The sequence below is a fragment of the Mammaliicoccus lentus genome (assembly GCF_002902755.1).
In the GTDB taxonomy this organism is placed as follows: domain Bacteria; phylum Bacillota; class Bacilli; order Staphylococcales; family Staphylococcaceae; genus Mammaliicoccus; species Mammaliicoccus lentus.
In genome coordinates this window covers 1-25,897 of sequence record NZ_PPRS01000018.1, presented here as the reverse complement: position 1 = coordinate 25,897, position 25,897 = coordinate 1, and the positions used below count along the sequence as shown (strand labels likewise).

26 protein-coding genes are annotated in these 25,897 nt (G+C 31.0%); 4 read left to right on the top strand and 22 right to left on the bottom strand.

The features are described 5' to 3' along the window. Positions 1–426: 426 nt before the first annotated feature. The 12 genes from CD135_RS06560 to CD135_RS06505 all read right to left on the bottom strand — a co-directional run bounded on the left by CD135_RS06560 (position 427) and on the right by CD135_RS06505 (position 11,398). Entirely contained in the window at positions 427–1,785 is a 1,359-nt protein-coding gene (locus tag CD135_RS06560) for a gluconate:H+ symporter (protein WP_016999104.1), read from the bottom strand. Positions 1,786–1,797: 12 nt separating this feature from the next. Further along, positions 1,798–3,333, bottom strand: coding sequence for a gluconokinase (gene gntK, locus CD135_RS06555; protein ID WP_103269061.1), 1,536 nt, complete (start codon positions 3,331–3,333; stop codon positions 1,798–1,800). A 9-nt stretch (positions 3,334–3,342) separates the two neighbouring features. After that, a complete protein-coding gene (locus CD135_RS06550) occupies positions 3,343–4,050 on the bottom strand; it encodes a GntR family transcriptional regulator (protein WP_016999105.1) in 708 nt (235 codons plus the stop codon). Positions 4,051–4,198: 148 nt separating this feature from the next. Further along, entirely contained in the window at positions 4,199–5,392 is a 1,194-nt protein-coding gene (locus CD135_RS06545) for an amidohydrolase (RefSeq protein WP_103269060.1), read from the bottom strand. A 102-nt stretch (positions 5,393–5,494) separates the two neighbouring features. Continuing rightward, on the bottom strand, positions 5,495–5,698 hold the full coding sequence (locus tag CD135_RS06540) for a hypothetical protein (RefSeq protein WP_016999108.1): 204 nt from the start codon (positions 5,696–5,698) through the stop codon (positions 5,495–5,497). A 61-nt stretch (positions 5,699–5,759) separates the two neighbouring features. Continuing rightward, positions 5,760–6,488 carry an ABC transporter permease gene (locus tag CD135_RS06535; protein WP_103269059.1) on the bottom strand — a complete coding sequence of 243 codons (729 nt, stop codon included), beginning with the start codon at positions 6,486–6,488 and terminating at the stop codon, positions 5,760–5,762. Next, positions 6,488–7,357: a phenol-soluble modulin export ABC transporter ATP-binding protein PmtC gene (pmtC, locus tag CD135_RS06530; RefSeq protein WP_103269058.1), complete on the bottom strand. Its 870-nt coding sequence runs from the start codon at positions 7,355–7,357 to the stop codon at positions 6,488–6,490. Before pmtC ends, CD135_RS06535 begins: the two co-directional genes overlap by 1 nt. A gap of 15 nt (positions 7,358–7,372) precedes the next feature. Beyond that, positions 7,373–8,038 carry a phenol-soluble modulin export ABC transporter permease subunit PmtB gene (gene pmtB, locus CD135_RS06525; protein WP_103269057.1) on the bottom strand — a complete coding sequence of 222 codons (666 nt, stop codon included), beginning with the start codon at positions 8,036–8,038 and terminating at the stop codon, positions 7,373–7,375. Then, the gene (locus CD135_RS06520) at positions 8,035–8,691 is read right to left on the bottom strand and encodes an ABC-2 transporter permease (protein WP_103269056.1); all 657 of its coding nucleotides are present in this window, start codon (positions 8,689–8,691) and stop codon (positions 8,035–8,037) included. The genes pmtB and CD135_RS06520 overlap by 4 nt, the downstream gene beginning before the upstream one ends. Next, complete coding sequence (gene pmtA, locus CD135_RS06515) at positions 8,692–9,567, bottom strand: phenol-soluble modulin export ABC transporter ATP-binding protein PmtA (RefSeq protein WP_064204930.1); 876 nt, start codon at positions 9,565–9,567, stop codon at positions 8,692–8,694. A 1-nt stretch (position 9,568) separates the two neighbouring features. After that, positions 9,569–9,946, bottom strand: a complete 378-nt coding sequence (gene pmtR / locus CD135_RS06510) for a PSM export ABC transporter transcriptional regulator PmtR (RefSeq protein ID WP_016999120.1) — start codon at positions 9,944–9,946, stop codon at positions 9,569–9,571. Positions 9,947–10,114: 168 nt separating this feature from the next. Next, on the bottom strand, positions 10,115–11,398 hold the full coding sequence (locus CD135_RS06505) for an aminotransferase class I/II-fold pyridoxal phosphate-dependent enzyme (protein WP_103269055.1): 1,284 nt from the start codon (positions 11,396–11,398) through the stop codon (positions 10,115–10,117). Between the two features lie 167 nt (positions 11,399–11,565). Between CD135_RS06505 and CD135_RS12970 the strand changes: the two genes are divergently transcribed. Beyond that, on the top strand, positions 11,566–11,742 hold the full coding sequence (locus CD135_RS12970; RefSeq protein WP_167543685.1) for a hypothetical protein: 177 nt from the start codon (positions 11,566–11,568) through the stop codon (positions 11,740–11,742). 145 nt (positions 11,743–11,887) lie between these two features. Here the strand turns inward: CD135_RS12970 and rsgA are convergent, their stop codons facing one another. Next, the gene (gene rsgA, locus CD135_RS06500; protein ID WP_103269054.1) at positions 11,888–12,937 is read right to left on the bottom strand and encodes a ribosome small subunit-dependent GTPase A; all 1,050 of its coding nucleotides are present in this window, start codon (positions 12,935–12,937) and stop codon (positions 11,888–11,890) included. Between the two features lie 195 nt (positions 12,938–13,132). Continuing rightward, positions 13,133–13,945, bottom strand: a complete 813-nt coding sequence (locus tag CD135_RS06495) for a MetQ/NlpA family ABC transporter substrate-binding protein (protein WP_103269053.1) — start codon at positions 13,943–13,945, stop codon at positions 13,133–13,135. Positions 13,946–14,063: 118 nt separating this feature from the next. Here CD135_RS06495 and CD135_RS06490 point away from each other — a divergent pair, with 118 nt between their 5' ends. Further along, positions 14,064–14,576 carry a methylated-DNA--[protein]-cysteine S-methyltransferase gene (locus CD135_RS06490; RefSeq protein ID WP_103269052.1) on the top strand — a complete coding sequence of 171 codons (513 nt, stop codon included), beginning with the start codon at positions 14,064–14,066 and terminating at the stop codon, positions 14,574–14,576. A gap of 104 nt (positions 14,577–14,680) precedes the next feature. Here CD135_RS06490 and CD135_RS06485 read toward each other — a convergent pair whose 3' ends face one another. The 3 genes from CD135_RS06485 to groES all read right to left on the bottom strand — a co-directional run bounded on the left by CD135_RS06485 (position 14,681) and on the right by groES (position 17,304). Continuing rightward, positions 14,681–15,244, bottom strand: a complete 564-nt coding sequence (locus CD135_RS06485) for a GNAT family N-acetyltransferase (RefSeq protein WP_026023628.1) — start codon at positions 15,242–15,244, stop codon at positions 14,681–14,683. A gap of 93 nt (positions 15,245–15,337) precedes the next feature. Next, positions 15,338–16,963, bottom strand: coding sequence for a chaperonin GroEL (groL, locus tag CD135_RS06480; RefSeq protein ID WP_064204924.1), 1,626 nt, complete (start codon positions 16,961–16,963; stop codon positions 15,338–15,340). Between the two features lie 53 nt (positions 16,964–17,016). Beyond that, positions 17,017–17,304, bottom strand: a complete 288-nt coding sequence (gene groES / locus CD135_RS06475; RefSeq protein ID WP_016999250.1) for a co-chaperone GroES — start codon at positions 17,302–17,304, stop codon at positions 17,017–17,019. 176 nt (positions 17,305–17,480) lie between these two features. Here groES and mroQ point away from each other — a divergent pair, with 176 nt between their 5' ends. Beyond that, entirely contained in the window at positions 17,481–18,248 is a 768-nt protein-coding gene (gene mroQ, locus CD135_RS06470) for an intramembrane glutamic endopeptidase MroQ (RefSeq protein ID WP_016999249.1), read from the top strand. 154 nt (positions 18,249–18,402) lie between these two features. Beyond that, entirely contained in the window at positions 18,403–20,103 is a 1,701-nt protein-coding gene (locus CD135_RS06465; protein WP_103269051.1) for a M3 family oligoendopeptidase, read from the top strand. A gap of 61 nt (positions 20,104–20,164) precedes the next feature. On the opposite strand, the gene CD135_RS13285 is transcribed toward CD135_RS06465, so the two are convergent. The 5 genes from CD135_RS13285 to CD135_RS06440 all read right to left on the bottom strand — a co-directional run bounded on the left by CD135_RS13285 (position 20,165) and on the right by CD135_RS06440 (position 25,398). After that, positions 20,165–21,229, bottom strand: a complete 1,065-nt coding sequence (locus tag CD135_RS13285) for an SdrH family protein (protein ID WP_103269050.1) — start codon at positions 21,227–21,229, stop codon at positions 20,165–20,167. A 185-nt stretch (positions 21,230–21,414) separates the two neighbouring features. Next, positions 21,415–22,896 carry a sucrose-6-phosphate hydrolase gene (locus CD135_RS06455; protein WP_103269049.1) on the bottom strand — a complete coding sequence of 494 codons (1,482 nt, stop codon included), beginning with the start codon at positions 22,894–22,896 and terminating at the stop codon, positions 21,415–21,417. A gap of 73 nt (positions 22,897–22,969) precedes the next feature. Beyond that, positions 22,970–23,917, bottom strand: coding sequence for a LacI family DNA-binding transcriptional regulator (locus CD135_RS06450; RefSeq protein WP_103269048.1), 948 nt, complete (start codon positions 23,915–23,917; stop codon positions 22,970–22,972). Between the two features lie 171 nt (positions 23,918–24,088). Further along, entirely contained in the window at positions 24,089–24,313 is a 225-nt protein-coding gene (locus tag CD135_RS06445) for a sulfurtransferase TusA family protein (protein WP_017001229.1), read from the bottom strand. 17 nt (positions 24,314–24,330) lie between these two features. Beyond that, a complete protein-coding gene (locus CD135_RS06440; RefSeq protein ID WP_017001228.1) occupies positions 24,331–25,398 on the bottom strand; it encodes a YeeE/YedE family protein in 1,068 nt (355 codons plus the stop codon). Between the last annotated feature and the right edge of the window lie 499 nt (positions 25,399–25,897).

Below are 25,897 nucleotides of genomic sequence, written 5' to 3'. Positions count from 1 at the left end.
CTCGTCCGGGAATTAACGAGCGCTTTTCGGGGAAGGGTTATTAATTAAGGAAACATTTATTTTTATAAAGCCGGGAAACTTTATAAAAATAAGTTGAATCATTTTATGATCCATTTCAACGTTACAATTACAGATAACTATCTAAACACGTTCTACACAAAGTCATTCACTATCATGAAAAAACATATACGAAATATTTTTAAGGAATTGAATGTATTGTGGTTCGTGTTGTGTTATCTATGACTAAAGTATATCAAGTCTTTTTCTAAATTTGTTGAATCATTCTTAACTCTAAATTTTTGTTTCTTAAGTGTTCTAAAAGTTTAGTGCTTTAACAGTTAGGAATGCCTAACTGTTAAAGTAACTGATAAATCAGGCTTGAATAATTCTTATTAAAATACTAAGTTTATACAATTTTAGTCTTTTTTATACGAATAAACTTATAAATAGTATAAATATAATACCAGATACAGAAATGACGGTTTCTAATAATGTCCATGTTAAAAATGTCTCTTTCATTGTTAATCCGAAATATTCTTTAAACATCCAAAATCCTGCGTCATTCACGTGTGAAGCAATAACACTACCTGCACCAGTTGCTAATACGACTAGAGCAAGATTCGCATCAGAAGCTTCTAATAACGGCGCTACGATACCTACTGTAGAAATTGCTGCGACTGTAGCTGATCCTAAAGCGATTCTAAGAACAGAAGCTACTATCCATGCAAGTAAAATTGGACTCATTGCTGTGCCAGTAAATAATTCTTCAACAGTTTTTCCGACGCCACCATCAATCAATACTTGTTTAAAAGCACCGCCACCACCAATAATTAATAACATCATTCCAATTGGATATATAGCGTTTGTTAATGTATCCATAACTTCTGTAATTTTTTTACCTCTTTTTAGTCCCATAGTGAATATAGCAAACAATACTGAGATCAGCATAGCTGTTGCCGCTTCACCTATAAAACTGATAAACCCTAGTACACCTTGAGGATTCTCAGGTGAACCAGTAAGTAAATCAACAATTGTTGAAATTAACATAATAAATACTGGTAATAGTGCTGTTAAAGCTGAAATACCAAATCCTGGCGTTTCTTCAATTTTAAATGTTTTTTGCTTACCTAGTGAATTTAAATCACCAGACTTAGTGAATCCTTCTGGAACTACTTTTTTGGCAAACATCGTAAATAATGGTCCAGCAATAATTGTAACTGGAATCGCAACAATTAAACCAAATACAAGCACTTCACCTATTTCTGCACCAAATTCTTTTGCAATCATGACTGGTCCTGGATGAGGAGGTAAAAAGCCATGTGTAACAGATAATGCTGCTGTCATTGGTATACCTAAATAAAGTGTTGAAACTTTAGATTCTTTTGCAATCGTAAATACAATTGGGATTAATAATACGAGCCCTACTTCAAAGAATAAAGCGATACCGATTATAAATGATGCTACCACTACTGCCCATTGGATGCGCTTTTGACCAAATTTATCAATTAGCGTATGTGCAATTCTCGTTGCACCGCCTCCATCAGCTAATAACTTACCAAGCATTGCACCTAATCCGAATATCAATGCGATGTGGCCTAGTGTAGACCCCATACCAGATTCGACCGTTGAAATGATTTTATTTAATGGCATGCCAAGCATTACACCTGTAATCATTGCTGTAATTATTAATGAAACGAATGTGTTAAGCTTTAACCACATAATTAATGCTAATAGTAAACCAACTGCTACAATAACGACTAGTAGTGGTGTAATTTCTGAAATCATATTAATCTCTCCTTATGAATGCATTTCTTGGAATTCTGCTATTGAGTTATATTCTTCTGTTAACTTACGACTTAAATTAATGAAAATTGGTATTAAAGATTGATAAATATCAACATTTTCTTCTATTGGCTGGTGTTGGTATGTTTTGCCTACCATATTATTCAACACTTCAAAATCATCTATTTCACCTAATGCTTTTAACCCTAAAACACATGCCCCTAGACAAGAACTTTCATAACTTTCAGGAACTTCAACAGATGTATCAAAAATATCTGCCATCATTTGACGCCAAACTTCACTTTTTGCAAATCCACCTGTTGCTTTAATTTGATTAGGGGATTTATCCATTACTTCAATTAACGCTAAATAAACTGTGTATAAATTAAGTAATACACCTTCTAAAGCTGCTCTGATCATATGCTCTTTCTTGTGCGTTAAAGTCAAACCAAAGTAACTTCCTCTTGCGTTAGCATTCCATAATGGTGCACGTTCACCTGCAAGATAAGGATGGAATATTAAACCGTTCGCCCCTGGTTGAACTCTGCTAGCTATTTTAGTTAATACATCGTAAGAGTCCACACCTAAGCGTTTAGCTGTTTCTACTTCACTTGCTAATAACTCGTCTCTTAGCCATTTGAGTACTACACCACCATTATTAACTGGACCACCAATACAATAATGATTTTCTGTTAAGACATAACAAAAGATTCTACCTTTTTCGTCAGTTTTTGGTTCATCAATTATCGTTCTAATTGCCCCACTTGTACCGATAGTTACTGCTACTTCTCCTTTTCTAAAACTGTTTACACCTAGATTAGATAGAACGCCATCAGAAGCGCCTACAACCACAGGAATATCTACATTAATCCCCATTAAATCAGCATATTTTTTAGACATATTTTTCAGAATATGTGTTGTTGAAACGAGTTCAGGTAATTGAGAAGTTTCTATTTCTAATAAATCTAATACTTCTTTATCCCAATCTAATGATTTTAAGTTCATCATACCTGTAGCGGAACCTATAGAATGATCCATTGTGTATTGACCAAATAATTGATAAATGACATAAGTTTTAATATCTATCCATTTGTTTGTATTGTTATATATTTCAGGTTTTTCATGTTTTAACCAAAATATTTTAGATAACGGTGACATCGGGTGTATTGGTGTACCCGTTCTTTTATAAATTTCTAAACCGTTATGTTCTTTATTGATTTTTTCTGCATAATCACTCGCTCTATTGTCAGCCCATGTTATACATTCTGTTAATGGTTGATTATTTTTATCCATCGCAATTAAGCTATGCATCGCACTACTAAAGCTAATTAATTTAATATCTTCAGGTTTTGCGTCTATTTCTCTTATAACTTTTTTGATTGTGAAAAGCACTGCATCAAATATTTCTTCAGGGCTTTCTTCAGCTACTCCTATTTCATCTGTTGTCATAGGATATTCAATGCTATGTTTTTTCAAAAACTTCCCTTCGTTATTATAAATAACAGCTTTTGTACTTGTTGTTCCTATATCTACACCTATCATGTATTTCATTGTATAACCCTACTTTCTATCTATATTGGTTTGTGAATTCCATAAAACTTCGATTTGTTCATCTACGTCGTCAAAGTTTAAATGAAATGCTTCTTTCATTTTATTTCGATCTTTGTTTTCTATTGCTTCAATATATACTTTATGATTATGAATAACTCTTTTAAAATCTTCAGGTTCATTTTCCATACGCTGTCTCATTGATACTAAAATTAAACATTCCATAACTGGTGTTAAATTACGCCATATCATTTCAATATATTGATGATTAATTGCAGTAATCATAGATTCATGAAACAGTAGATCTAACCTTGTAAACTCATCAGCATCTTCAAATTCCACAGCAACAGTCATCATTTTTAGAATTTTATTTAATTCTTTAATAACGACTGAATTATCGTCTAACTGTAGTCTTTCAAAAACAAATGACTCTAACATGAGCCTGATGTCGTATATTTCTTTCTGATTAACATTTGATAATCCCGTTACAATTGCGCCCATTCTTTCAAGCGATATTAAACCATCTTGTTGCAAAAGTTTAAGCGCGTCTCTTACAGGTGAACGACTGACCTCAAATTGTTGAGCTATTTTATTCTCACTTAACTTATCGCCTTGATTAATGGCTTTACTAATAATACCCAATCGAAGTTCACTAGCTACTTGTTCACCAGTAGAACGATATTTTAACCATTCGCTCGGATAATGATAATGATGTTTCATCTATCTTTCCTCACCTTCCGTATACTTGTATACAAGTTATACAAATAATTGTAACCGTTTACTATGGTTTTGTAAACGGTTACTTGAAAATTTATATTATTTTATTATTCGTGACATCTATTTAAGTATCTTTAAGATAATATCTTTCTTATTCTTCTATGTACAGCCTGTTTAATACTATTTCACCTAATGCCTTGCTTGCAGTCAACATTGCATCTTCATTAACCACGAATTTAGGACTATGATTAAAGAAAGCTTCTTCTACATCATAAGGTTTACATCCTACAAAAAAGAAAGTTCCTGGTATTTTTTCTAAGTAACTAGCAAAATCTTCAGAGCTTGTTAGTTGTTCATGTTCTTTCAATAATTTAAAATATTCACCTTGACTAGTAGCTAAAATATCAACTAAATAATCTGTCTGTTTATAATGATTGATTAAAGGTATGCAGTCTAAGTCATATTGGAATTGACATTCAACATTAAAAGTTTCTTCAAGACCTTCTATCAATTGCAAGATTTCATCATGAATTTGATGACCAATACGATTTTCCATATATCTAACATCACCCGCAAGTTCAACATTCTCTTGAATTACATTAAGTGATCCCGTGCCGTTAAATGAACTTATCGTGACTACACCCATATCAAATGGATTTAATCTACGCGATATTACTGTTTGTATATTCGTCACAAACGTACTAGCTGCCATTATGGCATCATTTGCTAAATGTGGACTGGAACCATGTCCTCCTTTACCTTTAACCTTCAAATGAAATAGAGATCTACCGCCCATTGTAGGACCTTTTCTATATGAAATAACTTCAGGCGTAAAGTCTGGAAATAGATGAATACCATAGATTTCATCTACGGTATCTAATAGACCTGATTCCAACATATCTATTGCACCACCTGGAGCTAACTCCTCAGCGTGTTGATGAATAATAACAACCTTTCCAGGTAAACTATCCTTTAATTCTATTAAAGATTCTGCTAATACCATTAAATAAGCTGTATGAGCATCATGCCCACAAGCATGCATCCATCCTTTATGTTTAGATGAAAATGCCAAACCTGTTTCTTCATAAATGTTTAAAGCATCAAAATCTGCTCTTAAAGCAATTGTTCTACCAGGTTTCCCGCCATTTATTTCTACAATCAAACCATAGTTTCCGCCAATACGATTATGTATTTTAACTTCCTTATCTTTATAAGACGTTTCTATATATTGAGCTGTTTTTTCTTCGAAAAACGAAGGTTCAGGATATTGATGTAAATAGCGATAGTGCTTAATCATGTCGTGTTCTTTTTGTTCTAGTTTTTTAAATAATAGACTTCTTAACATTAAACCACCTCATTTTCCTTCTAGTTAACTGCCGCCAATATAATGAAAAAGCCTGAGACAATTTATTTATGTCCCAGACTCCGGCTAATTTATCCCGACTTTTTACTTTTTGTCTTGATTTTGTTTTGCTTTATCCGGATGTTCATCAACTTTATCTTCTTTTTCAAATTTCGCAATTAGCGCTGTTAAAAAGAAACCTAAACCGGCACCAATCATTAACGAACTTGGTGTACCATTAAAGAAAAAGCTCGCAACGATACATATAATACCTATAATAATATAGTGTTTAATAAATTTTTTACCCAAGAATATCCCTCATTCATTTATCTAATAAATTAAATTTAACACACAAATGAAGGATAAACCATTATATATTCTTATTTATAATGACGAAATGGTTAATAACTGTAAATACTAGAATACAAACAACCGTTATCCCAATTTGGTAACCTTCCATACCTAAGTAACCACTATTTAAAATATCTGGAAGAAAGTCTAGTGGATTATATTTCATCACTTTAACTATTTTTTCTCCTATTTGAGGAACGATTGAAAGTATATTGAATATAGTTGGTAAGAGTATAATACATACGATAGCTGTAGTATAAACCATCACGGCTTTTCCAGTTAATAAATTAATAATATTCAATAAAGTTACATAGAATAAAATGATAATGAGTAGTTCACCAAACATTTTAAAGAAATCTGTAAACTCTAAATCACCTGTTGTCATCATAAATGTAGATAGCAACGTAACTACAGTGCCTAATATAGTAAACAAAATAATGATTCCTATTACTGAAATTAATTTACCATATAAGTACATCGTTCTGTTTTTCTTAGAATTTAAAAATAACTGAATTGTTCCATATGACATGTCTCTAACAATTGTTCTTAATGTAAACATTAATAATACTAATCCACCAAAAGCAAAGAAACCAGTTAATACATCAGGAGAAGTAAATACATTATCCATATTTAAAGAAATAATGATAACAGCAATGCTAGGAATAATTGCTAGAAATAAGCCGAATAAGCCTAATGGACTTTTAAATATTCTCGTTATATCATATTTAACGTGTTGTAAGATGTTCATTATGCTTCAACTCCTTTATTAATATTAAAGTACTGATCTCTTAATGTAGTTTTATTATTTTCGATAAATTTAGGGTAAATATCTTTTTCGCTGAGTAATCTGAGTACATTTTGATAATCTTGTAATGCTTCAATCGCAATTAACCCTTCGTGTTTATTGCTAGATATCACTTTGAAATTCATCGTTAAAACATCAAGCGCTTCGTTGTATTGATTACTTTCAATTAAGAATTTCGTGATTCTCGTTGATTCATCTTTCATATTGTAATCCTCAACAATACGACCATTTTTCATAAATACAGTTCTATCACATATGAGTTCAATGTCTTCTAATTTATGACTAGAAATAAGAACTTTAATATTCAATTCTTTACTTACACGTTCAATTGTTTTTAACACATCAATTGAACCATCTGGATCCATACCATTTGTCGGTTCATCTAAAATTAAATAGTGTGGTTTATTCATTAAAGCTACCGCTATTGATAATTTTTGCTTCATACCCATTGAATATTTTTGAACCTTTTTGTTTATATAAGGTTTGATTCCAAATGACTCTATCAATTGATTAACATATGCATCATCAACATCTTTACCTAAAACTTCTCTAAAAAAGTTCAAATTATAATAACCTGTTTTATTCAAGTACAGTTTAGGATTTTCAATTAAATAACCTACTCGTACATTACTTTCTTGTTCAAATTTCCCACTATATTTAACGATGTTTTCATTCATGATTTTCATCAATGTAGTCTTACCTACACCGTTTTTACCAATTAAACCTACAATCTGACTATCTCCAAATTCAAAGTCTATGTCGTTTAAGACTTGCTGATCGCCGTAATATTTATTTATGTTTGTTAATTTCAAAATGTGTCACCTCTTCTATATTGTTATCTCACCTTTTCTTGCTTTAGAAAATGCTATTACGTAAGTAATGATAAATAATATGATTGATATAGAAACCAAAATTTCATCTCCATAATTTGTAAAAACATTTGTTTGAATAGATAATTTATTCAATAGTTTATCTGTGTACGGTACTATACTTGGTAATATAAAACCAATCAAAATAATCCATATTACTAATGGTATTTTTAAAAACCTTTTAAAATCACAAAGCGGTAATATTAAACTGATTGTAAATAAATTCGCCGCAACATTCGTTAGTATCCCTGACATATTTATAACAACATCCATATCACTTGCCGCATACATTAATGCCACTAAATTATATAAACCAATCGTAACCGAGTTGATCAGGATTAAAATAATAGCAGTTAAATAGTGCATATTAACCGTCGTTATTTGTGTTATAGGATAACTTAAAAAGTTCATTTCTGATTTATTCTTGTTAATTCTTAAATATATATAATAAGGAAACGCCAAAGTGACAACATGTAAAAGAAACATGAGCATCCCTAATAGAAATATTTTGATGTAATTATTAAATGGTAAAATCATTATAACTGGTAATGCAAGAATCATTACCAATATATAAATTAAGTAAGGTTTTAATAATATTAAATTACGGTATAATATCGGCTTCATTTTACACCTCCGTAAATGGTAATTTTATCTTTCTTAGCATTATGAATAGCTCTACTAAATTGAATTATCCATATAATAATGGCAACTATTAACAACATTGAAGGTGTATAGTATAAAAATATTTTCCAACCTAGTATTTCTGAAAATGCATATGAACGATTTGAATATGTTCCGAAATACAACATTGCAAATATAGCGTACATAGCTCCCAATATCCAAGCTCCTAGTTGATTAATATTAACATGTGCATACGTTGGATAAACTATACTTAATGTTAATAAATTTGTTGCTACAATAAATATAGCTGCTTGAAGAAATATCGTGTCATTCTTATATAAAGCTATTATGATAATCAATACAAAAGAAATAATTGTCAGTAATAAGTTATATAAGTAATGTGCTTTTACGATATCTATTTTAGAAATAGGCAAACTATTATAAAAAATTTGGCTACTTTGCTTATTCAATAATATGGCATTATTAATACAATGAATTGAAACTGTAGCAATAAAATATATCGGAACAAAATTTATTATTTCAATGTTTTCAAATCCAAATGTGAATTGAGCAAAGAAAGTTAAAACAAAACAGATAAAATATGCTAACAAGTAACCTCTTTCATACATAAAGTTTCGGTAAAAAATTGCTTTCATTTAAACCACAACCTTATTTTTTTGGTCTTTTTCAATTCTTACCATCACTTCTTCTATTGTTGGTGTTTCAATCACTACCTCTTTTCCAAATAACTCAAGAAATACATGACTATTTTCTGTCATTCCTGAAAATCCAGTTTTTGTTTCTTTAATATTAATCAATAGTGATTTTAATTCATCATCCAGCATATTTGGGTCGCCTTTAACAATTTTATATTTCTCGGTTAAGTCATTCACACTTTCATTTAATAAAATTGATCCGTCTTTTAAATAAACAATATAATCAGCAATTTTTTCTAAATCTGAAATAATATGTGTAGAGAAAAATACTGTTTTTTCTTCATCAATTAATTCTTTTTGCAATATTTCAAGAACTTCATTTCTAACTACTGGATCTAAACCTGCAGTTGGCTCATCTAATATATATAGTTCAGCGTGATGACTCAAAGCGATTGCTAAAGATAATTTCATTTTCATACCTGTTGAGAAATGTTTTACTTTTTGTTTGTAAGTTAAACCAAATTGTTCAACATATTTCGAGAAAATATCATGATCCCAATTTTTATAATATTTACTTACTACTGATTCAATTGTTTTGATATTCCATTTTTCGTACATATATAATTCTGAATAAACAAAGCCAATTTTATTTTTAATTTCTACAGGATGCTCTCTCAAATATTCTCCTAATATTTTCAGATCTCCACTTTGTTCTTTTAAAAGACCCATTAAAATTCTTATAATCGTCGTTTTACCTGAACCGTTAGCGCCAATAAAACCTGTTACATAACCTTTTTTTACATCAAACTGTATATCGTTAAGGCTAAAATTTTTAAGATGATAGTTTAGATTATTTACTTCAATAGCTTTTGTCATATTACTCACCTTCCTCATAAATTAACGATATAATTTCATTTATTTCTTTCAGATCCATCCCTATTAATTTCGCTTGTTTTGTTAGTTCTTTAGCCAAGTCTTCAATCACAATAAATTGTTTTTCTTTCATTATCGAGGCATCTTGTTCTTTTACAAATGTGCCTTTACCTCGAATTGAAGTTACAAACTGTTCTTGTTCTAAATCGACGTAGGCGCGCTTAGTTGTAATTAAACTAACTCCTAAATCACTTGCTAGCTCTCGCATTGAAGGTAATGGTGTACCAGGTTCAACTTTACCTTGTAAAATATTCGCCTTTATTTGTTCTTTTATTTGTTCATAAATAGGTTGATTACTATTATTCTGCAGAAGTATCTTCATGTCCTACCTCCTCCAACTAACTGTGTATAAACAGTATATACACTATACATTGTTTAGTCAAATATTTTTCTATAATTTACATCAATTTCTTGTAATAACGATATTTACAAACAACAAAAAAATAGAGTGTGTATATCAATTGATATACACACTCTATATACACTTATATTATTTCAATTCATGAATCGCTTTAGCTATTGATTCAAATACATATTCAATGTCATTCTTTTCAATACAGCTAAATGCTACACGTACATCTGTTTTATTCAATGCAATAACACCGATGCTATAATTTTTAATTAAATGCAATCTTAGTTTTTCAGCTTCTACATCTGCTAATTTGATTGCCATAAAGTAACCAGAATTAAATGCATAAGGCGTCCATAAATCTTTATATTCTTCACGATATGCTACATCTTTCGTTACTTCATATCTTTCTTTTAAAATATTGATATTGTGATCAACTTGTTCTTGGAATGAAGGGTCTTCCATAGCATGTACAATTGCTGTTTGACTCGGCAATGCACAGCTTGATAAATTACTTCTAATTAAACCTTTTAATTTAGAAACTAATACTTCTTTTACAGTTTCATTTTGGGAACCAAAAGTTAAGAATCCAACACGGAAACCCCATGAGAAGTATTCTTTCGTTGCACCATCAATTTTAACAGGCATAATATTGTCATGGTTTAATTGAGATAATGCAGTGAATACTGACTGTTTATAAATATCATCAAAGAACAGTCCATAATAAGCATCATCAACTAAAGCAATTACTTGTGTTCCTTTGTCAGCTAATTGGTTAATTGCTGAAACCATTTCTTCCACTTCATTTACTGTTGGCGTGTAGCCAGTCGGGTTATTAGGGAAGTTTAAGACTAATACAACTTTATCTTTATTGTAATTTTCTAAAGCGCGTTTAAAATATTCTAAAGTATAACTACCATCTTCTTCAAAAGATTGATAAGTTTCAATTTGAGCATTATGTCTTACGCCAAATGTTAATTTATAGTTACCCCAATTATGTTCAGGTAATAAAATAGTGTCATCATGATTAACAAATAAATCACCAGCAAGTGATAAACCGTGAGTTAACGCGTTTGTTACAACAGGTTTTGAAATAGCATTTTCACTTAAATCTGGATTATCTTTTAAAATTTTATTTTTCCATAATTCTCTAAGTTTTTCATAACCTTGAGGTGGAGCATATGGGAATATATCGCTAGGTTCTCTATCGCTAAATTGACTATATAATGCATCTGTATACATAATACCTTCGTCAGTAGTAGCCATGCCAATTGTTGCATTGTATTTAGTACCTTTAGCATCGGCAGATTGAGATAATATACCTTTAGGGAAGTACATTGATTTACCTAAATCAGAAAGCATATCCAATACGATTGGAGATTCATTTTTTAATTGTTCATTCAATTCTAAAGCTAGTGGGTTCATAGAAAGTCATCCTCTTTCGTTAATATGATACCTCTATAGTAGACGAGATTTATTAAAATGAAAAGGATGTATATGCAATTTAATGATTTTATTTTTGTTTAAATTATACTTTTGATAAGAAAATAAAAATTGTTATAATATAATCATTAAGAAAAGGAGTTTATAAAATGTCTACCATTACTAAAGTACTCGCTGGATTAGCTGTAGTCGCATTTATAATAGGCGTTGTTATGGAAATTAGCGGGGATTCAGGTATTAAATTTACCATTGCATCTATATTATTTCTAATTGCTGCATTTATTAATCGAAATAGCGATCGTAACAAACAGAGTCATAAAAAATAATTATGAAATAAAAGTACAAAACAGCACTTCGTTAAGGTTAGGAAACGAAGCGCTGTTTTTTTGTGAAGAATATTATGGTGGATGGAATGTTGCACGTGGGACTTGTCTTGCAACATTCCGCTCTGATTTTAATCACTTTTATAAATTAATATATGATTTTATTATGATTTTTATATCTTTTAGTTTTATTTTTCCACTCTTCTTTTTTCTCGGCTAATGCTTTTTTTGAAGTTTTGGATTCATTATACTCAATTTCTTTTAATAATTTTTTATAATTATTAAGTCTATCTTCATCTAATTCGCCATTTTCAATTGCTTCTTGTACTCGACAACCTGGTTCTTCTTCATGAGAACAGTCATTAAATTTACAAGACTGAGCAAATTCAGAAATATCTTTAAAACTTGTATGAAGGTCATTTTTATCTCCATAAATAGCTAAACTTCTCATCCCTGGAGTATCAATTATTAAACCTTCGGGATTTACAAAATACAATCCTCGATGAGTAGTAGTATGTCTGCCCTTGCTATCTGACTCTCTAGTTGAATTTACTTTTAACGCATCTTTGCCCATTAAATAATTGGCAATGCTCGATTTTCCTACACCAGATGACCCCACTAATGTCGCCGTCATACCTTCATAAAATCTATCTTTTATTTTATTTAAATTCGTTTTCATTGTGACACTAGTTACTATTACTGGGACATCCTCTAATCTTTGTTTAACTAATTGGACTTTTTCTTGATAGTTATCTACGGTGTCCAACTTATTCAAAATGATAATTGGATTGGCTCTACTCTCAGTTATTTGCATAACATATCTTTCTAATCTATTTAAATTAAAGTCTCCATCTAACCCCATAACAACGAAAACTTCATCTAAATTAGTAGCAATATATTGTGATATAGTTTCGTGTACTTTAGATTGTCTTTTTAGTTCGCTAAATCTTGGTAGTATACCAATAATTAATTTAAAATTATCTAAATCATTAATAACTACCCAATCACCGATAACTGGTATCATATCGTTAATAACTATTCTCTGTGTAATTTCAGCTAAGTATTCACCATTTTTCATTATTACTTTAAAATGATTTTTCCCAACAAATGATACTCTTCCTAGTTGAAAGCTATCTTCATAATGTTCTTCAAAATAATTTAATTGGTCTTTCTTTAGTCCTAATTTGTTTAAATTCATTAAATTCCCCTTATTATTTATATATTAGGAATTATGACCACCCGTGCTTTTGTGACATAGAAGCATTTTATTTACATTTTTCATAAAACATCATCCTTTCAACTATGTTAATCGTATTGTAGTTCAAATAAATATTTTAAACAATAAGAAAATAATCTAGGATTGTAAAAATAACTCTAGATTATATTTAATCCTTTACTTCAATTCATCTGGTACTTTCCAATAGTCGTCTTTATTTTCTTTATTGAATACTTTTTTAAATCCTTTTGAGCTATATGCTTCTTTTATATCTTTTACCCATTGTTTATCTTTATTTTTTCCATCTACTACAACTTGTAAGTATAAATCGTTAACTAAATCTTCTTTTAATAGTCCTTTTGAAGGGTCTACATCTGATGCATAAACAATTGATCCAGGTATAACTGCGTAATCTACTTCTCCTAATATTCTAGGTATATTGGCTGAATCCATTTCTTTAATTTTTATATTTTTTGGATTGTCAGAAATATCTTTTTTAGAAATTGTAATATCATCTTTATCTGCATCTAATTTAATCCAACCTGCTTTTTCTAATAATCGATATGCTCTGGCAGCATTTGAAGGATCTTGCGGAATAGCCACAGTGTCTCCATTTTCTATGCTTTTAATATCTTTGTTATCTTCTGAAAAAATTTGAGCTGGTACAGTTGGTATTTTGTTAATATTTGTTAATTTGGCATCTCTTTCTTTATTAAATGTATCCATATAAGCTTTATGTTGATCAACATTTACATCTACACTACCTTCTTGTAATGCAACATCTGCTTGTAATAATTCAGTAAAATCTTTTTGTTTCACGGTATATCCTTTATTTTCTAGTTCTGGTTTAATACCTTTTAAAAATAGCTCACTGTATGGACCTGGTGATGTTGCTATTGTAATTTCCTTTTTCTCTTTTTCCCCGCTTCCGCAAGCTACTAATATAACGGATACTATAAGAATCATTGATAAAAATATATTTCTTTTCATTATAAATCCTCCCTTTCATTCCCGATTAAACTCATATGTTTTATAGTAATAATATCACTTACATTTTTAAAGTCAATAACATGAGCATGTGTTAAAATTTACGAAAGGAGGGCTTTATATGAGTCTATATCAAAAAGAATTTGATACAAAAGCGGGTAAAATGGTTGGTATTTGTGACGAGACGCACTTATTATTACTACATTTTAATGATAAGTATAGTTTGGAAAAGGAAACAGAAAAAATTAAGCAAACGCTAAATGAAGATATTTCAAGTGGAAATCATGAAATATTGGATAAGTTAGAACAAGAGCTTTCTTTATATTTTGATGGTAAATTAAGTGAGTTTTCAGTTCCGATAAACTTTAATATTGGTACACCTTTCCAACAAAAAGTATGGAACGCTCTATGCGATATTCCTTATGGAGAGACAATTTCTTATAAACAATTAGCCGAAAATATTAATCAGCCCACAGCCTTTAGAGCAGTAGCTAATGCAAATGGTAAAAATCAACTTAGTATTATTGTTCCGTGTCATAGAGTAATATCAGCTGACGGGTCATTAGGAGGTTATTCAAGCGGAGTTGATAGAAAAGAAAAACTCTTAGCTATCGAAAGTGGTTTAAATGTTTAACTATAAACAATTTCTCGAACTTACGTTATATTGGCAAAGTGGGACTACGAAACCTTTTTATGAAAATAAGATTCCTGTCCCACTCCAATTAAATATGCTTTCTTTTAAATACTTTTAACCATATATTTATAATCATGTCCACTTAACACTCTGTCATGAAGTGGTTCAAATCCTAGATTTCTATATAATTTCATAGCACCTTCATTATCTACTTCGCAATTAAGTGTCACTGTTTCATAACCTTGATTTCTACCATAATCAAATATGTAATCAATCAATTTAGTTGCGATACCTCGACCTCTATAGTCTGAAAATACAGCTATAGATTCTATATATAAATCGCCTTCGTTCGCTTCTTTTTCAGGTAATGGCGTTCCTTCCAACTTAAATTCTTCTTTGAAATCAATATTATGCCAGTTATCTTCGAGTTGCTTTTCTTCATCTCCAGAATAACAATTAATAAAGCCAGCAATATTTCCCTCTACTTCATATACATGCATGTTTTTATAATGGTTTCTATAATTGCCCTCTTCAATACTTTGTTGAATGATTTTTAATACTTTTTCCTTTGGATTATTCTCAACTAGCGGAATTTGCATATCATGCCAAATAATATACATAAGTTCACTTAATTTAGCTGCATCTGTCTTTTTAGCTTGTCGTATCATATTATTTACCTCTCTTAACCAAATTAATTTCATTTTAACATAAAAAATTCCTCTCACCACAATGGCGAGAGGAATTGTAATGGTATTATTTTATTACATCATACCTGGCATTCCGCCCATGCCGCCCATATCTGGAGCAGCTGGTTCGTCTTCAGGTATATCTGCTACTACCGCTTCTGTTGTTAAGAACATAGCCGCAACAGATGCTGCATTTTGTAATGCTGAACGCGTAACTTTCGTAGGGTCTACAATACCTGCATCTAACATGTTAACCCATTCTTCAGTTGCTGCATTGTAACCAATACCTTCGTCTGCATTTTTAAGTTTTTCTACGATGATTGATCCTTCTAAACCAGCATTTTCTACAATTTGGCGTAATGGTGCTTCTAATGCTTTCAATACAATGTTCACACCAGTTTTTACATCACCTTTAGCTTCAACTTCAGATACTTTGTTATAAATTGAAACTAGTGCTGTACCACCACCTGCTACGATACCTTCTTCTACAGCAGCACGTGTTGAGTTTAATGCGTCTTCGATTCTTAACTTACGTTCTTTCAATTCTGTTTCTGTTGCTGCACCTACTTTGATTACAGCTACACCGCCAGCTAATTTAGCTAAGCGTTCTTGTAATTTAGTACGATCAAAGTCAGAAGTTGTTTCTTCAATTTGAGCTTTGATTTGACCAACGCGAGCATCGATATTAACAGAATCGCCTTGACCTTCAACGATTGTAGTATCATCTTTTGTTACTTGTACTTTACCTGCTTCACCAAGCATATCTAATGTTGTTTCTTTTAAATCTAAACCTAAATCATCAGTTATAACTTGACCACCAGTTAAAATAGCTAAATCATCTAACATTGCTTTACGACGATCACCGAATCCTGGTGCTTTAACTGCAACTGCAGTAAATGTTCCACGTAATCTGTTAAGTACTAAGTTTGTTAAAGCGTCTCCTTCTACATCGTCAGCTACAATTAATATTGGTCTGTTTGTTTGTAATATTTTTTCTAATACAGGTAAAATATCTTGGAATGATGAGATTTTTTTATCTGTAATTAAGATGTATGGATTTTCTAATTCTGCAGTCATTTTATCAGAATCAGTAACCATGTAAGGTGAAGTGTAACCTCTATCGAATTGCATACCTTCAACTACTTCTAATTCTGTGTTGAATCCTTTTGATTCTTCAATTGTGATAACTCCATCGTTACCTACTTTTTCCATAGCTTCTGAAATAAATTTACCAATTTCCTCGTCAGCTGCAGAGATAGAACCTACTTGTGCAATTTCTTCTTTCTTCTCTACAGGTTGTGAAATCTCGTGTAATTCTTCTAAAGCAACTTTAACTGCCTTATCGATACCTTCACGAATACCTACTGGATTCGCACCACTAGTAACGTTTTTCAAGCCTTCTTGAATCATTGCTTGAGCTAATACAGTAGCAGTTGTTGTTCCGTCACCAGCAACTTCATTAGTTTGGTTAGCAACTTCAGCAACTAATTTCGCTCCCATATTCTCATAAGCATCTTCTAATTCAATTTCTTTAGCGATTGTTACACCATCATTTGTAATAAGTGGTGAAGTGAATTTTTTATCTAAAACAACATTACGTCCTTTAGGTCCTAATGTTACTTTAACTGCATTAGCTAATTTGTCCACGCCTGCTAACATTGAACGACGTGCATCTTCTGAAAATTTAAGTTCTTTAGCCATCTATAATACCTCCATTAATTATATATCAATGTTTCATTTCAATTTTTAATCAATTACTGTTCAACTATTGCTAAAATATCATCTTCTGAAAGGATAATATATGTTTCTTTATCACGTTTAACTTCTGTTCCTGCGTATTGTTGGTAAACAACTTGATCACCAACAGATACATCAACAGTCAGTCTTGTACCGTCTTCTAAACGTTTACCTGGTCCAACAGCTACAACTTTACCTTCGTTAGACTGTTCTTTAGCTGAATCTGTTAATACAATTCCACTCGCTGTAGTTTGTTCTTTTTCTGTTTTTTCGATAATAATTCTATCTCCCAATGGTTTTAACATTTATAAAATCCTCCTTGGCGCTTTTAATATTAGCACTCTTAATAGTTAAGTGCTAACTATATTTTTATAATAATCAAACTTGGTCAAAATTACAAGTAAAATAACTTAAACTTTTCTCTTTTTTACAAAAATACGATACAATATTAACATGTTTATTTTTGGAGGAAATTATAGAAATGCAATTTAAAAGATTAACAGTCAATGTAACTACACTTTTACTATTTGTAATTGTACAAACAATCGCAATCGTGCCAAATACTATATACGCAAATGCTAATCTATCCAATACAACACGATTGGAGATTTCATTAACATGGATGGCAATTACAGCTATCATTACGGTATTAATATTATGGTATATGAATTCAAATATTAAAAATCCAACTCGACTCGAACAACAAACTAAAGAACCTTGGTTATACGTTATCTTTTGGTGTATCGCCGGTATATTTCTTGCTATGTTCGGACAAGGGATAGCTGCTTATATAAATATTTACGTATTTAATCAACCTATTGAAAGTGGCAATACCCAGAACTTAATGAAAATAGCACAGGAATCTCATATTTTAATTTTATATATCGTTTTAGCTGGACCTATTTTAGAAGAATTAATTTTCCGTAAATTAATATTTGGTGAAATTTTTAATATGATTAAAAAACCTACTTGGCTAAGTTTTATCATTGCTGTTCTTGTTAGTTCGTTTGTGTTTTCATTAGCGCATTCTGATCCAGAGCACACTTTAATTTACGTTGTAATGGGCACAGTTTTCAGTGGTCTTTATGTATTAACAAAACGTATCATTGTTCCAATTATTGCACATATGGGAATGAATGGTGTCGTAGTAATTGGACAAATCTTTTTAAAAGATGATCTTCAAGACCAATTAGAAAAACAGTCTCAAATGGCACATTTAATTTACAACACTATTATTCATATGCTTTAAATCTAGAATATGTTTTAGTCATCCCTATTCCGTTGGTTAAATTCAAGGGTTTAGGGATTTTTTATTGATAATAATCAAAATTTTAATTATATTAAAAGTAATAAGTTATAATTTGTAAAATAAGTTATAATATAAGAAATGAGGGGGTATTTATATGGTCTTAACATTTAACGAATTTCAGTATGAACATATTAATATTGAAGAAAAGGAACAAAACATAAAGTCGTTATTAAAAGACTTTGAATCTGCAAATACTTTAGAGGAAGCAATAAGTTTTGTTGATGATATTAATAAAATCCGTAACCACACTGATACGCATTTTAACATTGCGCTTATCCGTTCTTCCATCGATACAAACGATGAATTTTACAATAAAGAACGTGACTTTTTCGATGAAAACATGCCAAGAATTCAAAACTTAGACAATCTATTTTATAACGCACTTTTGAATTCTAAACATAAAGACGGATTAGTATCACATTTTGGTGAACAGTTATTTGAGTTGGCTAAAGTTGAACTCAATACTTATCATCCTTCTATTAATGATTTATTAGTAAAAGAAAATAAACTCATAAGTGAATATGATAAATTAATTGCGTCTGCTGACATATTATATAAAGGTGAACACCTAAACCTATCTCAATTTAACAAATATTTTATTAATCCAGACAGAGATATTAGAAAGGAAGCATACATAACAAAAGAACAATTCTTTGAAGAACACTTAGAAAAGATAGACCGCATTTACGATGACCTTGTTCATGTAAGACATGAAATTGCACTTAAACTCGGCTATAACAATTTTATTCAACTAGGTTATGATCGTATGCAAAGAATTGGTTATAATGCAGAAGATGTAGAAGTATTTAGAAATCAAATAAAGGACCATGTTGTACCAATTACCGAACAAATTAATAAACAACATGCCGAGCGTATTAATGTCGATCAATTAAAAGTTTATGACCAAAACTTTACTTTTAAATCTGGTTCTCCTAAACCCCAAATTGGCACACAAGCAATCATTAAAAATGCTCAAAAAATGTACCATGAACGTTCTAATGAAACAGGCAAGTTTATTGATTATATGATAGATAAATCATTATTTGATTTAGAAGCTAAAAAAGGAAAAGAGAGTGGTGGATATTGTACGATAATAAATGACTTTAATTCACCATTCATTTTTGCTAACTTCAACGGCACACAAGGTGATATAGAAGTTATGACACATGAAGCGGGACACGCTTTTCAAGTATTTGAAAGTTTAAAATACTCAGTCCCAGAATATTATTTTCCAACTTCAGAAGCATGTGAAATACATTCTATGAGTATGGAGTATTTAACATATCCTTGGATGTCATTATTCTTTGGTGAAGATACCGAAAAATTCAAGCTATCTCATTTAGAAGACAATATTAAATTTTTACCTTATGGCGTTGCGATTGATGAATTTCAACATAAAGTGTATGAGAACCCCAACCTTACACCAGAAGAAAGACGTAAAATTTGGTCAGATTTAGAACGAAAATATTTACCGAATAAAGATTATGACGGTGTTAATCATTTAATAAACGGTAGTTTTTGGCATAGACAAGGTCACGTGTTCGCTTTACCTTTCTATTATATCGATTATACTTTAGCAACTATTTGTGCCATGCAATTTTATATTAGACATGAAGAAAACCCTGATAAAGCTTGGAATGATTACTTAAAAATATGTCAAATCGGCGGTTCAAAATCATTTATAGATATAATGAATTCTGTACAATTAAACTCACCATTTAAAGAAGGTACAGTTAAAGAAATTGTAAGCCACTTATATGACGCTACGCTTAATATAGATCAATCAGAGTTTTAAAAATTATAGAATAAAAAACAAGACTGAGATATAAATAAATGTCTCAGTCTTGTTTTTTATTTCATGTTCTTCTTAATCTTCTAATAATAAAGACGATGATTGCACCTAATACAATGACGATAGCAATTGAAATGCCTAGTATAGTTTGTTTCGTTATATCTTTTTTATCACTTGCATTTTCAAAATCATGTGTCGTTTTTTTAGTTGTCTGGTCATTATCTACTGTAGTTGTTTCTGTCGTTTTCTCATGATTTTTAAATTTCGGTTCTGCTAAATCTGGTCTTGTCCCAACTTTACTCGTAACTAAATCTAGTACATCTTTATCCATTTTATTATAATATTCTTCAGCATTACCTGGAATGAATTTTGGAGAATGTTCTGATGATTGTATACCATCTTGTTGATAGTTTCCTATTTCATCTGTGTTTGGATAAGAAGGCATAGTTGGTATAGAATTTTCTATATCGTTTCCCTTTGAATTGTCTGATTTAGATTGGTTAGATGATTCATTTGATTTTGGTGGTTCTGAAGATGAATCATTTTTATTTGATTGATTTGGTGGTGGAGTTTGATTGTTATTTCCTCCATTATTTTGAGGTTCTTCGGTACTTGGCTCTTCGGTACTTGTATCGCCTTTATCCGGTTCCTCGGTACTTGGCTCTTCCGTACTCGTATCGCCTTTATCTGGTTCTTCGGTACTTGGCTCTTCTGTACTTGTATCGCCTTTATCTGGTTCCTCTGTACTTGGTTCTTCCGTACTTGTATCGCCTTTATTCGGTTCCTCGGTACTTGGTTCTTCCGTACTCGTATCGCCTTTATCCGGTTCCTCGGTACTTGGTTCTTCCGTACTCGTATCGCCTTTATCCGGTTCCTCGGTACTTGGTTCTTCTGTTGAATTTTCAGTATTTTTCTCTTCTGATTTATCTTCTTCTGTCGATTTATCTTGTTCTGATGTTTTTTGCTTCTCTATCTTTTCATTACTTACATCGTTGTTTGTATTAGGAGAAGTATCTTTCGTATTATCTTCAATTGTTTCCTTGGCATCAACATTATTTACTGTATAACCTGAAAATGCTATTGAAGATAATATCACGGATGATAAAAATACATTTCTAAATATCTTCATAAAGATCTCCCCTCCTTGTTATTTTTTACAATTTCAGTATAAATGATAATTAAAACCTTTTCTATGCTTATATATAATATGTTACACAGAATTAATATTTTGTAATAACTTATTCATAAACCTCTAACTTATTACACATAATAAAACACCTGTTTTTAAAAAACAACAGGTGTAGAGTTTTAATACTATTTATTAAATTCAATATCATACTTTGTAAATTTCAAATAAACTTGTCCTGATTCTGTAGATGTTCTAAAGTTAACTGCATCATTATCAGGAAATATTCTTGATGTGAATACACATTCTCCATCATTCACAAAAATTTCTAAACTAGAAGTATCACTGTATATTCTAAGTTGGTTTAACTCATTATCTAAAACAGTGGACCTTGTAGCCTTTTCTACCGCTTCACTCACTACTCCACTCTCAAAGCGATCTAAAGTAAGTTTTTTAGTTTTTGTGTTATATATTATTTGCGTTGAACACTTTTTAGAAACACGCACTTCAAAATAGATTTCAGTTGCATCATTATCAAGTATGTCTATAATGAGCTCATACTGTTTCCCTTCATACGGGTGTAATTTCACGGAATGCTTATTTGCATATCCTTCTGCAATTTCTTCATTACTTCTTAATTTTTCTAATGCTTTAATTGGTCTTTGTTTAAGTTTGTTATTTTCTATCGTTAATTCTCTAGGAAGTGTTAAACAGTGTGCCCAACCTTCATCATCAGTCGCATAATCAATTTCAGGCAACCCCATCCAACCTATTAATATACGCTTTCCATCTTTATCTAAAAATGTTTGAGGTGCATAAAAATCAAAGCCTTGGTCCAATTCTATAAACTGACCATGTTCCATCGTTAGTTCTTCTAAGTTAACATTCCCAATTATGTATCCTGATTGGTAAATATTTTCGAATCGATCGTCCACTGCTTCAATTCCTTGAGGTGAGAAAACGAGTACATCTTGTCCATCTAATTCAAATAAATCTGGGCACTCCCACATAAATCCAAATTCATTTAATTCTGTTTTCAGTTCACCTTTAAAATTCCAATTTTTAATATCTTCTGATTCATAGACAATAACTGTACCTGTTTCATCTTCTCTTTGAACACCAAATATAGCATAATATTTGCCGTTTTGTTCCCATACTTTTGGATCTCTAAAATGTTCAGTATATCCTTCTGGGCTACTTTCTATTACAGGTTTTTCTAATTTTTTAAAAGAACCGTCTTCTTGTTCTACTGCTATCATTTGATTAGATGTACGTTCCCATTCAGAATCTCTTACATTACCTGTATACATTAAATATAATTTACCATTGTAATCAAAACCACTACCAGAATAAACGCCATGACTATCATACGATGTGTCTGGAGCTAAGGCTATTCCTTTGTCTTCAAAATGAATTAAATCATCACTTATGTAATGGTACCAATATTTAATACCGTGTACCGCACCCAATGGATACCATTGATGAAATATGTGATATTTACCATTATGATAAATTAAACCATTAGGGTCGTTTAATAACCCTGTTTTAGGCTGTATATGAAAAATTTGACGCCATTCAGACTGATTTACTTTTTCTTGTAGCTCTAAATATTCTTCTTCTGTTATATCTGATAATTTTGTATATCGTTCTTCACGTGTCCAATTAACCATTACCATTCTCCTTACTTTAATTTTGAACCGGTTCCATTTTATATTACTCAGTTATTTTATCATAACTTATTCTTTACTGCTCTTCAAAGTGAGTATCTATTATGTTAAGCTTTTTAACTTCTTCACCATTTAAAATATTTTGTAATACTTCAACTGATGTTTCACCCGCTTCTCTATAATTAAACGAAACTGTTTGTATAATAGGTGCGATAATTTTTGTGATTTTATTACCACCAAAGCCAATAATTTTAGGCATATCGTAATCAGCGTTTAACACTGAGTGATAAATTCCTAACGCGATGTTGTCCGTAGCTGCCACAATAACTTCATTATCTCGAACCTCAATATGTTTTCCGACTTCTTGTGCATCAGACATACTAAACGTACTTTCAATAAATCTAGGTACAATGCCGTTATTTTTTAATGATACAAATAATCCATCTTTCCTTGTCTTACCTACTGCGACATCGTATTCAGAAACACCTATATAAGTGACATGCTTATAATTGTTTTTTATAATCCACTTCGCTACTTGTTCGCCGGCATGATAATCATCGTGTACGATTGAATATAATAGCTCATGAGATTGTCCTACTATAATGACTGGGCATTCTATTGAATTTATTGCATTGAGATGATCATCTGAAATATGTGTAGCTAATAATATAATTCCATCTACTTTTCTTTTGGCCAATGTATAAATAGACTCTATTTCTCTTTCTTTTGATAAATCAGTATTTACAATCATTGTTTGTACATCTTGTAATAATAATGTAGATTCTATGCCTTTTAATGTTTCAGTTGTCGCATAAGAATCTAATCTAGGCACGATTGCTCCTATTAAACCTGTTCTTTTAGCTTTCAAACTTTGCGCAAACTGATTAGGTTTATAACCTGTCTCTTCTACAACTCTATGTATTTTTTCTCTTGTTACTTTGCTAATTGATCCGCCATTTAAGTATCTAGAGACAGTACTTTTAGATACACCTGCCATTTTAGCAATATCTTTTATAGTCTTCATGAATACACCTCTCAAAGAAACATTCTATCATAAAACCGTTTCCATTACTCTAAAAATAAATAACCAAAATATAAGATATACATAACTTTCATTTCATTATATAAAACCATTTTTTTAATAAATAAAAGGCTGAAACATCAAAAATGTCTCAGCCAAACACAATTTATAAAATTATTGTTTTTCTACTGTTATTGTCCAAGAAGCATCGCCGACTTGTTCATAATTAGTTACGGGATAACCGTTGTCCGCTGCCCAATTTGGTAATGCTTCAGTTGCTTGTGTACAATCAAAGTCTATTTTTAATTGTTCACCTGCTTGTAATTCGTCCATTTTATTTTGCGCTTCAATTAATGGGAATGGGCAAACCATTCCTACTGTACCTAATTCATGTACCATTTATAAACACTCCTTAATTATATACTTTGAGTTGAAACTTGTGTTTTTGTTTGTTTTGCTTTTCTAGGCTTAACAAAGATAAAGTAACTCATAAACCATGCTCCAACAATCATTGAAGGTAATGCAACCCAACCTTGCCAGCTCATTGCTGCAGTTGATACCAAACCGTTACCTATAGAACAACCACCTGCTAATGATGCGCCTACACCCATGCAAGCTCCACCAATAACACTGTTGCGAATCGTTTTAGTATCCGGCATTCTCCATTTGAATTCTCTTGAACCTTTAGCTGCAATGTAAGAACCAACAAAGATTCCTAATACTAGAAATACACCCCAATTAATTAATGACATGTCCCCAGTAACTAAAAATTGAACGATATTTGCTGATGGTGTTGTAATGCCTAAACCACCAATTCTACCTGTTGATGCACTCATTGGCCATGCAATCAATGCAATTAATCCTACTACTACAGCAGCAGCAAATGGATGATATCTCTTTTCAAATAATATATGTCTAATACCCGTATGCTTTTGTTTCAATTGAGGTATAGCTATTTTTGGTTTTTTTAATGTCTTTGTAACAAAGTAAGCTGTAATACCAACTAATAATACTATTAAAATCCATACTGGAATATTTAATGTTTCTGCCATATTTGAATTCACAACTGTATATGAATTTATATTTTCTTGTAATGGATTTAAAGGACCCGATTTCATAATTGCAGCAGTTACACCATATAGAACTAAAGCAATCCAACTACCAATAAGCCCTTCAGCAGCTCTATACCAAGTACCAGTTGCGCATCCTCCAGCAAGTATAATACCTATACCAAATACAAATGATCCTATTATTGTACCAACTAGAGGAAATGTTGCAGCTTCTAGTTTAAATACGCCTAAACCTACTAAAGTAAATAACCCGATACTTTGAACTGAAATAGCAATTAACAAAGCATAAAACATTTTATTATTTTTCTGTACGTACATATCTCTAAATCCGCCAGTTAAACAAAATCTTGTTCTTTGCATAACGAAGCCAAGTAATATACCAACAATTAAACCACTAATTATCATCCAGATCATTTCATTTAACAACTCCTATCCTGATTATAACGATAGGAATAATATTATATCATATTCCTGAATTTTTCAAGTTACTATTTGATTACAAAATTTATACATCACAAAATAAAACCAAGTCTAGGACATAAATGTGTCTCAGACTTGGTTTTATAGTTCTTATATCTTCCATTTTTCTTAAGTTTATTGCTATTATAGCGACTCTTAAATCGTATATTACTTTAGATTTTCCTCGTGAAGATATTCGAAAGTGTATTACTTTTAGGTTTGAACCAGAAAAAAGTTAATTCGTAAGTTTACGTGTTACTTAATCCAATAAAAGAATGATTACTTGGATTATTGTTGTAGTTAATCCAATAAGAGTATGGTTAATTGGATTATTGAGGTAGAAAATCCAATAAGAGGAATATGTCCATATAATTGTGTAATAAAAAAAGAGCCAAATATAGCTCACTTTAGTACAATGTAATCGACTAAGAAAATATTGTAGAGGTGACCTATA